This is a genomic window from Salinimicrobium terrae DSM 17865 (genome assembly GCF_000424665.1).
Lineage (GTDB): Bacteria > Bacteroidota > Bacteroidia > Flavobacteriales > Flavobacteriaceae > Salinimicrobium > Salinimicrobium terrae.
On record NZ_KE384222.1, the window covers coordinates 42,221 to 55,033 of the forward strand.

The 12,813-nt window shown below is 40.9% G+C and carries 11 protein-coding genes; 4 read left to right on the forward strand and 7 right to left on the reverse strand.

Translation table 11 applies throughout. The annotated features are described in order from the left end of the window. The first annotated feature begins 94 nt into the window (after positions 1–94). Positions 95–934, forward strand: coding sequence for a UbiA prenyltransferase family protein (locus tag H148_RS18045; protein ID WP_156877265.1), 840 nt, complete (start codon positions 95–97; stop codon positions 932–934). 220 nt (positions 935–1,154) lie between these two features. Here H148_RS18045 and H148_RS0114520 read toward each other — a convergent pair whose 3' ends face one another. From H148_RS0114520 to H148_RS0114535, 4 genes are all read right to left on the reverse strand, one after another. Then, the gene (locus H148_RS0114520) at positions 1,155–1,706 is read right to left on the reverse strand and encodes a sigma-70 family RNA polymerase sigma factor (RefSeq protein WP_029035443.1); all 552 of its coding nucleotides are present in this window, start codon (positions 1,704–1,706) and stop codon (positions 1,155–1,157) included. Between the two features lie 109 nt (positions 1,707–1,815). Beyond that, on the reverse strand, positions 1,816–3,849 hold the full coding sequence (locus H148_RS0114525) for a M3 family metallopeptidase (protein WP_029035444.1): 2,034 nt from the start codon (positions 3,847–3,849) through the stop codon (positions 1,816–1,818). A 204-nt stretch (positions 3,850–4,053) separates the two neighbouring features. Further along, positions 4,054–4,539, reverse strand: a complete 486-nt coding sequence (gene purE, locus H148_RS0114530) for a 5-(carboxyamino)imidazole ribonucleotide mutase (RefSeq protein ID WP_029035445.1) — start codon at positions 4,537–4,539, stop codon at positions 4,054–4,056. A 51-nt stretch (positions 4,540–4,590) separates the two neighbouring features. Next, positions 4,591–5,748 carry a 5-(carboxyamino)imidazole ribonucleotide synthase gene (locus H148_RS0114535; protein WP_029035446.1) on the reverse strand — a complete coding sequence of 386 codons (1,158 nt, stop codon included), beginning with the start codon at positions 5,746–5,748 and terminating at the stop codon, positions 4,591–4,593. Between the two features lie 129 nt (positions 5,749–5,877). Between H148_RS0114535 and H148_RS18535 the strand changes: the two genes are divergently transcribed. The 3 genes from H148_RS18535 to H148_RS0114555 are packed head-to-tail and all read left to right on the forward strand — an operon-like array spanning position 5,878 to position 8,599. Continuing rightward, complete coding sequence (locus H148_RS18535; protein WP_083961692.1) at positions 5,878–6,987, forward strand: adenylate kinase; 1,110 nt, start codon at positions 5,878–5,880, stop codon at positions 6,985–6,987. A gap of 24 nt (positions 6,988–7,011) precedes the next feature. Continuing rightward, positions 7,012–8,019 carry a GTPase ObgE gene (gene obgE / locus H148_RS0114550; protein WP_029035448.1) on the forward strand — a complete coding sequence of 336 codons (1,008 nt, stop codon included), beginning with the start codon at positions 7,012–7,014 and terminating at the stop codon, positions 8,017–8,019. A gap of 58 nt (positions 8,020–8,077) precedes the next feature. Next, complete coding sequence (locus H148_RS0114555; RefSeq protein WP_029035449.1) at positions 8,078–8,599, forward strand: DUF4136 domain-containing protein; 522 nt, start codon at positions 8,078–8,080, stop codon at positions 8,597–8,599. Between the two features lie 84 nt (positions 8,600–8,683). On the opposite strand, the gene H148_RS18050 is transcribed toward H148_RS0114555, so the two are convergent. From H148_RS18050 to H148_RS0114570, 3 genes are all read right to left on the reverse strand, one after another. Then, positions 8,684–10,375, reverse strand: coding sequence for an OmpA family protein (locus tag H148_RS18050; protein ID WP_051286513.1), 1,692 nt, complete (start codon positions 10,373–10,375; stop codon positions 8,684–8,686). A 12-nt stretch (positions 10,376–10,387) separates the two neighbouring features. Further along, complete coding sequence (locus H148_RS0114565; protein ID WP_029035450.1) at positions 10,388–11,329, reverse strand: PorP/SprF family type IX secretion system membrane protein; 942 nt, start codon at positions 11,327–11,329, stop codon at positions 10,388–10,390. Positions 11,330–11,349: 20 nt separating this feature from the next. Then, positions 11,350–12,813, reverse strand: a 1,464-nt coding sequence (locus H148_RS0114570; protein WP_029035451.1) for a gliding motility-associated C-terminal domain-containing protein, incomplete at its 5' end; no start/stop codon positions are given.

Consider the following 12,813-nt stretch of genomic DNA (forward strand, 5'->3'; position numbering starts at 1 on the left):
CGGCGAAAATACACAATTTGAACCTAATTTTTAATGATTTAGAACAGCAAGATGGGTAAAGTTTTTCCTTGCTTTAGGCAACACTAAAATAGTTGTGAAGAGGATTTTTAATTTCTATATCAACAGCAGTACACATGTGGCTTTGGCAGTAGTTTCCCTTAGTCTCATCACTATGTTGCAATTTGAAACAGAAGTCAATGCTCCGCTGCTTCTATTTATCTTTTTTGGAGCTGTTCTTGGATATAACTTCGTGAAGTATGCAGGGGTGGCTGGTTTGCATCACCGAAACCTTACCCGTGGGCTTAAAAATATTCTGATTTATTCCCTTTTCTGTTTTATCGGATTAGTCGTCACAGCTTTTGTGGTTGATACAATAATTTTATTCTTGAGTGCTATTTTTGGAGCTCTTACTTTGCTCTACGCCCTGCCGGTATTCAATAAAAAACGAAATCTAAGAGGAATTTCGGGAATCAAGATTTTTATTATTGCCGTTGTTTGGGCGGGGGTTACTGTTATTCTTCCGGTTGTTGGTGTCAAAAATGATATTACAGGAGTCCTTTTTCTGGAATTTCTTCAGCGTTTCTTGTTGGTCTTAGTATGGATTCTGCCGTTTGAGATTCGGGATTTAAAGTTCGACCTGGAACAATTGGGGACCATTCCGCAGAGGGTAGGAGTGACCTCAACGAAGATTTTGGGGATGAGTATTTTAGTGGTGGTAATTGTGCTTGAATTCCTGAAAAGACCAGCCACATGGGAAACTATAACAGCAGTTGTAATTATTGTGGCGGTAACCTCTCTTCTTATTTGGAAATCAAAAGAAAATCAATCGCGATACTTTGCTTCTTTTTGGGTTGAAGGAATCCCGGTGCTGTGGTTACTGCTTTTTTTGCTGTTGACTAATTTGAGAGTGTTCGCTTTTGATCTTATTTTTTAAATGCTCTTTTTCCTGAGATGAACAGGTTTTTAAATCTGCTTTTTTAAGCAATCCAGAAAGTTTCTTATTGTTTTTGTGGTAATCTTTACAGGTTCTGCAAAAGTAGAGGTGGAGCTTAAGTCTTATTTTCTCCCGGAGACTTGTCTCTTTATATTCGGCTTTTGTGCAAAGTTCTGCCGCTTCTGCACAACTTAATTTCATAAGACTTATTCCCTTCATGCTAAAACCAATTTTTCTCCAGGCACTTTGCCAGAGAAGTTCTGGCTCTGTGAATAATTACCCAAAGGTTAGACGGACTAATATTAAATTCATTACAAATGGCTTCGGTATCTACGCCATCAATAGTTTTCATTTTGAAAATTGCCGCCTGTTTCTCATTAAGTTGATCCATGCATTCCAGGATCGCCAGGCCCAATTCCCGATTTTCCATCTGGTCTTCGGCTGTCATGTCGGTAAGGTCAGCAACTTTTTCTTCAAGCCAGTCCCCTTCATTGTCACTGTCGGGAAAATTCATTTTCACCTCTGCCTGCCCTTTTGCAGAATTGTTTTTGCGGTAGTGGTCAATGATCTTCCGCTTCAAAATTGAAATAAGCCAGGTTCTTTCAGATGCTTCTCCTTTATAATTTTTCATCGACTTTAGACCTGCCAAAAAAGTTTCGGAAATAATATCATTGGCAACCTCCCGGTCATTTACCCGCGTGATGGTATAGTTGAACAGGTAATCTGCATACCGGTCAACCCATTTATCGGGATGTAGGGAGTTTTCTTCCATTTTTGGCAGGTGGTGTCTCTCAAAAATAGGAAAAGATTTAGTTAAACCTTCTTCAAGTTTAGCTAAACCTTTTCCTGTAACTGCGGAAGAAGTTAAATCCTTCTGAAAATTATTTCTTCGGAAGCAATCCGGTCCGACGTAATAAGGCTTCCGGAGCAGCCTCTCTCCCCCTGAAGCGTTTGTACAACGTCAATGGATGTTCGGTTCCTCCCCGGGAAAGTACCGTCTCCCTGAATTTATTTGCAGTTTCCCTGTCAAAAATGCCATTTTCAGTAAAGAATTCAAAAGCATCGGCATCCAGGACTTCCGCCCATTTGTAAGAGTAATATCCTGCGGCATAACCACCCTGAAAAATGTGAGAAAATGATGTACTCATACAATTTTCCTTCACTTCGGGATAAAGCTGTGTGGATTCAAATGCCTTTTCCTCATGAGCTTTTACATCTTCAATGTCTGAAGGATCCTGCCCGTGCCAACTCATGTCCAGCATTCCGAAGCTCAACTGTCGCAGCGTTGCCATTCCCTCGTGAAAAGTAGCCGAATCTTTTATTTTCTGAATTAGCTCATCTGGAATGACTTCCCCGGTTTCGTAGTGTTTAGCAAAGAGCTTTAAAGCATCTTTTTCGTAACACCAGTTCTCCAGCACCTGACTCGGAAGTTCCACAAAATCCCAAAACACATTCGTTCCCGATGTACTGGGATATGTTGTATTTGCCAGCATGCCGTGCAGCGCATGGCCAAACTCGTGAAAAAGTGTGGTGACTTCATTAAACGTTAGTAAGGAAGGTTCCTCATCTGTAGGTTTTGTAAAGTTGCACACAATCGAAATGTGTGGTCGTTCTTCTTCTCCGTTTTGCCTGTACTGTGATTTATAGGATGTCATCCAGGCTCCGCCGCGTTTCCCTTCCCTTGGATGGAAATCAGCATAGAACAGAGCGATCTCCTTATCGTTTTCATCCGTCACTAAATAGGTGGTAACTTCAGGATGGTAAACCTCTATTTCAAAAACCTGCTGAAATTTTAGTCCATAGAGTTTTTCGGCTACCATGAAAACCCCGTTGATGACGTTGTTGAGTTCAAAATAAGGTTTGAGCTGTTCGTCATCCAGATCATAAAGTTTTTCTTTCAGCTTTTCTGAATAATAAGCCGCATCCCATTTTTCGAGCCGGTCGATCTTATCAAGGCCCTTAGCGAAATCTTCAAGTTCTTTAAATTCTTTTTTGGCAGCAGGTTTAGCTTTCTCCAAAAGCTCTTCCATAAAAGAATTTACTTTTTCCGGAGTTTCGGCCATACGCTCCTCCAGCTTAAAATGGGCATAGGTGGGGTAACCGAGAAGATTCGCTTTTTTGTGACGAAGTTTTACAATCTCTAGAACATTTTCGCGGTTATCCAACTCATCTCCATGAAACCCTTTTGCGCCAAAAGCCAAAGCAAGTTCCTTTCGTAACTCCCGGTTTTTCGCATATTTCATAAAGGGAATATAGCTGGGGTAATGAAGATTGAAGATCCAGCCATCTTTATTCTTCTCTTTTGCAAGCATTCGTGCGGCAGTCCTTGCACCTTTAGGTAAACCCTCAAGTTCTTCTTCACGAGTGATATGAAGTTCATATTTATTAGTTTCTGCGAGAACATTTTCTCCAAAGTTCAGGCTTAGCGTAGCAAGTTTTTTATCCAGTTCCCTGAGTTCCTGTTTTTGCTCCGGTTCAAGGTTTGCCCCGTTACGCTCGAACATTTTGTACTTCTTGTCCAGTAATGTGGTTTGTTCCACGTTAAGGTTGAGGGAATCCTTTTGGTTGTAAACTTTCTTTACCCGCTCGAACAAATCCGGATCCTGAATAATATCATTTTTGAAGTCGGTTAAAACAGGGGAGATTTCCTGTGCCAGTTTTTGGATCTCATCATTCGTTTCCGCCGAATTGATATTAAAAAAAATACTCGTAACACGATCAAGTTTTTCTCCTGCAAACTCAAGGGCTTCTATTGAGTTTTCGAAAGTAGGTTCCTCTTTTGATGCCGTTATTGTGGCAATATCGGTTTTAGCCTGCCGAATAGCTTCTTCGATAGCAGGTTTGTAGTGTTCGGTCTTTATTTTCATAAATGGAGCTGAATCAAATTGCTCCAAAAGCGGATTTCCCTTTGTCATATTCACTCTTGTTTTAGCCTAAAAGAAATTTGTTTAACTAAATTTTTGGAAAAAATTCGGAAAGTTCTGAAATATTCCTTTACTTCACATTTCCAAAATATTTAAGACAGTAGCTTTTAGGTTTTTGATTAATATATTTAGAATGGTTAATAAATACTATTAGAACAACAAAATGCTACTTTAAAGCCACGTGAAAACGTGGCTTTATTTTTTTACATTTTTTGCGCCTTCAATGACTTTCTGCTTTAGGCTCTCCTTGTAATCTACAATTTTTTGAAGGACCTGAATGTCGGCACTGCCAAGGATTTGTGCAGCAAGGATTCCTGCATTTTTTGCGCCGTTTAAAGCCACGGTTGCAACGGGAACACCTCCGGGCATTTGAAGTATGGAAAGGACAGAATCCCAGCCATCGATCGAATTGCTTGATTTTACAGGTACTCCAATCACGGGAAGAGGAGAGAGGGATGCGACCATTCCCGGAAGGTGGGCTGCGCCTCCTGCGCCTGCGATAATCACATTGATCCCACGGGTATGGGCGTTCTTACCATAATCAAAAAGCTTTTCGGGGGTACGGTGAGCGGAGACAATATCAACTTCTGTCTCTACTCCAAAAGATTCTAAAATGTCAATTGCTTCCTGCATTACCGGCATGTCGCTGGTGCTGCCCATGATGATCCCTACTTTGCTCATATATTTAATTTTAGAATATACAGGTTTTTAATTCTATAAAAGCTTTTTTTATTATTCACTTATGACTTCAATCGTCTTCTTTACTTCTTCGGCAATTCTTCTTGCTTCAGCAATATCTGTATTTACAATCGTTACATGTCCCATTTTTCTAAAAGGTCTGGTGATCTTTTTTCCGTAGATATGAGGAGTCACTCCTTTTAGCTTTAATATCTCAGAAATGTTCTTGTAAACCACCTTCCCTGTATAGCCTTCTTCTCCCACCAGGTTTACCATAATACCTCCGGTTTTGCTCTCGGTTTCCCCCAGCGGAAGGTCCAGAATGGCCCTTATATGTTGTTCAAATTGATTTGTAAACGCTGCTTCTATGCTGTAATGACCGCTATTGTGCGGTCGCGGAGCTACCTCGTTTACCAAAATTTCGTCGTCGACTGTCTGAAACATTTCAACGGCAAGCAAACCTACATGTTGATATGCTTCGGAAACTTTTTCGGCTATTTTTCGGGCCTTTTCAGCTACGGAAGCTTCAATTCGCGCCGGACAAATCACATATTCTACCTGATTGGCTTCCGGATGAAATTCCATTTCTACTACCGGATAGGTTTTAACTTCTCCCGAAGGATTTCGTGCCACAATTACTGCAAGTTCATTCTTAAAAGGAATGAGGTCTTCGGCGATGCAGGGAATTTCGGGTAAATCTTCAGCAGTATTTGCATTTCTCACCACAGCAACACCTTTTCCGTCGTAGCCTCCCGTGGTACTTTTCCAAACCACAGGCATGGAAACTTCCCCTTTTTGAAGACCTTCCAAAAATGCCATTTTTGAAGAGTATTTCTGGTAATCGGCTGTGGGAATTCCGTGGTTTTTAAAGAAGTCTTTTTGGATCCCTTTATCCTGAATCTTTTTCAGGGTTTGCGAAGAGGGATAGACTTTTACTCCTTCAGCTTCCAGTTTTTCCAGCGCTTTTACATTTACCCCTTCAATTTCAAAAGTAAGAACATCTGCTTTTCTTCCAAATTTGACTACAGTGTCAAAATCCATAAGATCTCCTAGTGTAAACTCATCACAGGCAATCCTACAGGGAGCTTCAGCACTGGGGTCAAGAACTACAGTTCTAATATCGTATTTTCGGGTTTCGTAAAGAAGCATTTTTCCCAATTGGCCTCCGCCAAGAATTCCGAGGGTGAAATCTGAAGAAAAATAATTAGCCATTAATGCAGTGTTTCAGCAAAAATAATTTTAAAAAACTGAAAAGCCGCAAGATTCAGGTATAAATGCGCAGGGTTTGCAGTCCTGAGTTGATTGGAATATGTATCTTTGGTTCCCAAAAATATTTTTGTTTTGGTACAACTACATGATCTAAAATTTACTCCTTTTATTTCTGAAGCCGAGATAAACACGGGCATAGAAAAAGTGGCCGCGCAAATAAATGCCGACTTTGAAGGAAAAAATCCCTTTTTTCTTGGAGTTCTCAATGGGGCTTTTCTTTTTGCAGCAGAGGTGATAAAAAGGTTTAAAGGAGACTGTGAGGTAAATTTTGTAAAGTTAAGTTCTTATCAAGGTACCGGGACCACAGGAAAAGTGGAATCCCTTCTTGGGCTTACAGAGTCTTTAAAAGGTCGTAATGTGGTTGTTATTGAAGATATAGTTGATACCGGTAATACCCTTGAAAGTATTGATAAGATCCTTAAAAATGAGGAAGTGAATCAATACAGGATCGCCACTTTATTTTATAAACCAGCTTCTTATAAGAAGTCTCTCACCATAGATTATGTAGGAATAGAAATTCCAAATGACTTTATTGTAGGATATGGGCTGGATTATAACGGTCTGGGAAGGAATTTAACCCAGGTTTATAAACTTAAAAATAGCAAAATGACAAACCTCGTGCTGTTTGGACCTCCTGGTGCAGGAAAAGGTACCCAGGCCTCAATTCTTAAAGATCATTATAATCTTAAACACATTTCTACAGGAGATGTTTTTAGATATAACATCAAAAATGAAACAGAACTCGGGAAGCTTGCGAAAGCTTACATGGATAAAGGTCAACTAGTGCCCGATAGTGTTACTATTGACATGCTTAAAGCTGAAGTAAGGCAGGCAAAAGAAGGAAATGGTTTTATCTTTGACGGGTTTCCACGCACTGTAGCACAGGCCGAAGCCCTTGAGGAATTCCTGAATGAAGAGGGGACCGAAGTAAGTGCTATGATCGCGCTTGAAGTGGATGATGAGATTCTTGTGCAGCGTTTGCTTGAGCGCGGAAAAACTTCCGGTAGGCCAGATGATGCCAATGAACTTGTGATTCGAAAGAGAATAAAGGTTTATTATGAAGAAACTGCCATTTTAAAGCAGTTCTATTTAAAAGAAGGGAAATATTACGGCGTAAACGGCGTGGGGTCTATTGAAGAGATTACTACACGTTTAAAAGAGGCAATAGACCAGCTGGTTTAAGACTGGTAGGTAAAGTAAGATATCATGACTGAAGGGAATTTTGTTGATTACGTTAAGATTCACGTAAGCTCCGGAAACGGAGGAAAAGGATCTGCTCATCTACACCGGGAAAAATATGTTGCCAAAGGAGGACCCGATGGGGGAGACGGTGGCAGGGGAGGTCATGTGATCATCAAAGGAAATAAAAACCTCTGGACCCTTTTCCATTTGAAGTTCAAAAGACATGTAAAGGCGGAGCATGGGGAACATGGTAGTAAACAACGAAGTACCGGTGCCGAAGGGCGGGATGAAATCATCGATGTGCCGCTCGGGACAATTATCCGTGACACTGAAACACAAAATATACTTCACGAGATAACCGAAGATGGGCAGGAAATAATTATTGCCGAAGGTGGAAAAGGAGGCCTTGGAAACTGGCATTTTAAATCATCTACAAATCAAACTCCGCGATATGCTCAACCGGGAATACCGGGAGAGGAGCATGATGTAACTCTTGAACTAAAGATTCTGGCCGATGTTGGACTGGTAGGTTTTCCAAATGCCGGAAAATCGACTTTACTTTCCGTCATCACTGCCGCCAAGCCTAAAATAGCCGATTATGAATTTACGACTCTTAAACCCAACCTGGGGATTGTTGAGTATCGCGATTTTAAAACCTTTGTAGTAGCTGACATTCCTGGTATCATTGAAGGTGCTGCGGAAGGTAAAGGAATAGGTCACAGATTTTTAAGACATATTGAACGAAATTCCACCCTACTATTTCTTATTCCTGCAGATGCTAAAGATATCAAGAAGCAATATAAGATCCTGGTCGATGAATTAAGGCGTTATAATCCTGAAATGCTGGATAAAGACAGGTTAGTAGCAATTTCCAAAAGCGACATGCTGGACAGGGAATTAAAGGATGAAATGAAAGCCGAACTTGATGAGGTGATGGAAACTCCTTACCTGTTCATTTCATCTGTTGCACAACAAGGTTTGACCGAACTAAAGGATAAACTTTGGGAAATGCTTAATAAGGAGTCTGTTTAATTCCTGTTAATCTCTTATTATTCAGAGGTGTTTTCTTTAACTTTAGATAAAACACCTTATGAAACTTCTGAAAATTTCCCTTTTTTGCCTGATGATTTTTTCCTGTGGTGGACCCCAGGCGGTATATGACTATGATGAACAGGCCGATTTTAATACATATTCTTCCATTGCCATTTATCCCGAAATCCAGACAGGTCTTAGTGAGCTAGATGAGAGGAGGCTTATTTCCAGTGTTGAAAATTCTCTTGAAACCCATGACTTGATTGCCCCCAATAGCCCCGACCTTTACCTCAATGTTTACACAGAGCAATATCAGGAACCTAGCAGGACCAATGTTGGAGTAGGAATTGGCGGTACGGGAAGGAATGTTGGAGTAGGAGTGAGCGGAGGAATCCCTTTAGGAGGGCCTGAGACGTTTCTAAGACTCACTTTCGATCTTGTAGATGTGCGGACAGATGAGCTGGTTTGGCAAGCTGTAGTAGACAGCAAATTTGATTTCAACGCAGCCCCTCGTGAAAGGCAACAACGCTTCAATAAAATAGTTGAAGAAGCTTTGGAAGGTTACCCTCCAAAAACTTGAAATAAATTCTTTTTGAGTTCAGAATACAAAATAAAAAGGCCCCGATCTCTCGGGGCCCTTCTTTTGGCTGGTTAGTTAGGAGGCCTAGTTATTATTATCATCCTCTGCAGCTTCAGGCTTATCCTGGAAGAAAGGAGTTTCTGCGCTTATCTCAGTGAATTCACTTCTCCTGTTGATAGCATACATTAATTCCGTACACATGTTAGGTCTTACACAATCATTAAGTGGAACCTCTTCTCCATATCCTTTAGGCACCAAACGGTTTCTGTCGATCCCTTGAGCAACAAGATATTCCAACGTAGATTCTGCACGTGCCTGGGAAAGTTCTAAATTATAAGCGTCACTTCCTCTTGCATCAGCATGAGAACCTATCTCTAATCTTAGTGTTGGATAATTCTTTAAAATCTCCACTATTCTGTTTAACGTAGGCTCCGACTCAGGCTTAATAGTTGCTTCGTCAAAGTCAAAATAGATATTATCTACGTTAGCAATTTGCCTTCTTCCGGTTTCAGGATTAATTTCTACTTCTTCAATTGGAAGTACAGGCGGAGTGTATTCCTCTCTCGAAAAAGAGTACAGATTATCTGAACCTCTTCTGTTTGAGGCAAGGTATCCTTTTTCTTCTCCTTCTTTTAGAACAAAGGCGAAGTCATCAAACTCGCTGTTTAAAGAATTCCCCAGATTTTGAGCTACTCCAAAAGAACCGTTTTCTTGCCTACTAAGATAAACATCCAGGTTTCCATAGCCAAGATGCCCGTCAGACGTGAAATACAAGGTTCCGTCATTAGCGATGTAAGGGAATTGTTCACGGTGAGCAGTGTTTACGTTAGGACCAAGATTTACCGGTTCGCCAAATGTACCGTCTTCATTAACAGCAACGCTGTAAATATCAAAAGAACCTAATGAGCCCGGCATATCACTTGCAAAATATAATGTTGAACCATCCTCACTTAGCGTAGGGTGCTCTACAGAATACTGATCGCTGGTGAAAGGCAAGGCTTCGATGTTGGTCCACTCTCCATCAACTAATTCAGCTCTATAGATCCTGATGGTTGCTACAGGAACTTCTGCCCAGTCAACTTTTACTCTACGAGAGTTAGTGCGATCAAAGTACATGGTTTGTCCATCGCTTGAAAAAGCAGCTGAACTTTCATGAGTGTCTGTGTTGATCTTGTCATTGAATAATTCAATGTTACTCAATTCTCCTTCGTCATTAATATCGGCTACATAAAGGTCGAGGTAAGGTTTTCTGTTCCATGCATAAATTGGCCGATCCTGATTACGGGTAGAAGCGAAAACTATTCGATCTCCCATAAAGGTAATTCCAAAGTCTGAAGATGCAGCATTCTGCATTACCTGATTTGTAGTGTAGGTGTGCGATACCGCAGTGTCTAATTTGGTACTCCAATCCTCAAAATCTATAGTCGTGTTATAGTATTGACTAAAGTACTTATCGGCATCTTCGTCTTGTCCTGTAGCACGTAAAGCGTGTGCGAACCTAAAGGTATATTCAGGTGCAATAGTGCCGTCATCGTACTTCAGGAAAAGGTCACGATAAGTCTCTGCAGCATTACCCATTCTATTTGTAAAGAAATAGGAATCTCCTAATCTCTGAAGGACTTCCTGATCCTTATCCTGAACTAACCTGTATGCCTCTGAAGCATCCATATAAGCTCTTTGCATGTAAAGGCGGTTAGCTTTCTTTACTTGCGAACTCTGGGCCAGGGCCGAGAACCCAATAAGGATCGCTAAAAGTGTCGTATAAAATTTTTTCATGTTTTTTAGGTTTTAGAAGAATCTTGGGGATACGTTGTAACCTTTTGAAAGGCCAAGAAGGTCAAGGTCAAATAGGACCATGATCTCATGAGTGCCATCATTGAAGTCACCGAGGTTTCCTGTAGTATAATCATAGGCATAACCTATTCTAAGTTCAGGAGTGACTCGGAAGTTCACAAGTCCACTTACAGTTTCATCAAAGCGGTAAGCAGCTCCTACTTCAAAACGATTATAAAGTAACACGTTTGCGGTGATGTCAACAGAAAGAGGTGCACCTTCTACGGCACGTGCCATAAAAGCAGGCTTCAGTTTTAGATTTGGATTTAAGTCGAATACATAACCCCCTGTCAGGAAGTAATGAATGTTCTCTTCTCCTAAACGAGCCAATCCTGTTTCATTTTCCAAATGCTTTGCAGTAAAAAGGTTGGGAGCAGATAAACCTACATAATATTTATCTCCAAACCAGTAAGCACCTACTCCAAAATTTGGGAATACCTCGCTTATATTCTGTGCCGCAGGATCGACTACATCGCTTCCTGTTTCCAGTGTTGAGAGGTTGGCATCAAAGAAAGTTACTCCTGCCTTCACACCAAACGATAGTTTGGAAGTTTCAGAAACAGGTAAAACGTAAGCCACATCGGCAAATAAGTTGTTTTCTTTAACGATTCCACCAATTTCATCATGAACGATGGAGATTCCTGCTTCCAGCCTGTCAGTAAGCCCTGTATGAGCAAAAAAATTAGCTGTTTCAGGGGCTCCGTCGATTCCGGCCCATTGGTTTCTGTAAATACCACCAACGTTTAGTATGCCCAGATCATCTATTGCATAAGCGGGATTAATTACGCTCATGTTGTACATGTATTGGGTGTACATGGGATCTTGTTGTGCATTACCCTTTAGTGAAAAAAGGGCAATGCAAACAATTGTAAAAATTTTTATAAAAGAATTTCTCATGTGTTTCAAATATTTCAAAATTATCTGCTTAAGTACAATCTACCTTGAGTAGGTGCGGTTTGACCATCGTTGTAATACAGGATGTAGAAATACACACCTGCAGGTACTACTCCGCTTCCAAACGAACCTTCGGTAGAGGTTCCATCCCATCCTGCGTCTTCTCCAGCCTTACCAATGAATACCGGCTCACCCCATCTATTGTAGATTTCTAGCATGTGATTAGGATATTCAGAAGAGATACCTAAGATGACAAACTTGTCATTAATACCATCTCCGTTTGGAGTAAAGATTTCAGGAATTACAATTGGACAGAAATCAGCGGTCACCGCTAATCTTTCTGAACTTTCACAACCTTCACTATTAGTAGAAGTTGCGTAATAAGTAGTACCATCTACAAGAGTCATAGTTCTACTTAAAGGATCTGTACTTGTTGCAGTAGCATACCAGGTTATTTCTCCATTAGCAGAAACACTCTCTTCAAGATCGGCAATTGTTCCATTAATAGGAGTACACTCACCGTTGGCAACAAGAGTAGGAGCATCTGAAACAGAGAGAGTAACAGTCACAGTGGTAGCTAAAGATTCGCATCCTGCAGCATTTGTCTGCGTAACGTAATAAGTACCTTCAGTAAGTACCTCAGTTTGGTCTACTTCAGTTTCAAGAGCCTCATCAGAGTAAACAGTGAAAACTGCATCAACTTCTCCGGTGATTACCAAGTCGTTAATAGTTGGATCATTAGCAGCACAATCATCAAAAGCGGCCACTGTTGGAGCAGCTGGAGTGTTTTCTTCAGTACATCCTGGTTCTACAGTTCCTACAATCACAGTAACTGTGGCTGAAGCTGTACATCCATTTTCACTAGTAACAGTATAAACGTAAGCACCTTCTTCATCGGTGGCAGGATCAAACGTTCCGTCCACTTCTTCTCCGTCAAAAGTCCATGTTCCACCTGTCGCCGGAGTTCCTTCTAATTCTTCGAAAAGATCTACTGTCTCTGTCGCATCTTCTTCAAGGTTCACAGTAGCACTTCGACCAGCGCTCAGGTTAGGAAGAATGGTAATGTTTAACTCTACAGAATCCTCACATTGACCATTACTTATTGTATAGGTAGTTGAGAAATCTCCAATTTGATCGCCACTATTATATCTGGCAACAAGAGATTCAATCGACGGATTAAATGTTCCTGTTGTTGGAACACCTTCATCAAGGAAATTTAAGTAGAAATTCCTTACAGCAGTAGTGTTTGGGAACATCGTTCTCACTTCAGAATTACAAACATCCTCCGATTGGTCGGTACCTGCATCAACACCTTCTAACACCTGAATGGTGAAAGTTTCAGAATCTTCGGTTCCTGGAGTTACACAGTCAGCAGAGTCATCTACTGAATAAGTAATTGTATAGGTGTCGATTCCAGTTGAAGGATCAAACATTCCATTAGTTACTCCGGTTCCTGAGAAGGTTCCTCCCATAGTTGCACCAGATCC

Excerpts from the sequence above, each read along its gene's own strand:
- H148_RS0114520 (WP_029035443.1), bottom strand. The coding sequence starts at position 1,706 with ATGGAAGAAAACTCCCTACATCCCGATAAATGGGTTGACCGGTATGCA.
- H148_RS0114525 (WP_029035444.1), bottom strand. The coding sequence starts at position 3,849 with ATGACAAAGGGAAATCCGCTTTTGGAGCAATTTGATTCAGCTCCATTT.
- purE (WP_029035445.1), bottom strand. The coding sequence starts at position 4,539 with ATGAGCAAAGTAGGGATCATCATGGGCAGCACCAGCGACATGCCGGTA.
- H148_RS0114535 (WP_029035446.1), bottom strand. The coding sequence starts at position 5,748 with ATGGCTAATTATTTTTCTTCAGATTTCACCCTCGGAATTCTTGGCGGA.
- obgE (WP_029035448.1), top strand. The coding sequence starts at position 7,012 with ATGACTGAAGGGAATTTTGTTGATTACGTTAAGATTCACGTAAGCTCC.
- H148_RS0114555 (WP_029035449.1), top strand. The coding sequence starts at position 8,078 with ATGAAACTTCTGAAAATTTCCCTTTTTTGCCTGATGATTTTTTCCTGT.
- H148_RS18050 (WP_051286513.1), bottom strand. The coding sequence starts at position 10,375 with ATGAAAAAATTTTATACGACACTTTTAGCGATCCTTATTGGGTTCTCG.
- H148_RS0114565 (WP_029035450.1), bottom strand. The coding sequence starts at position 11,329 with ATGAGAAATTCTTTTATAAAAATTTTTACAATTGTTTGCATTGCCCTT.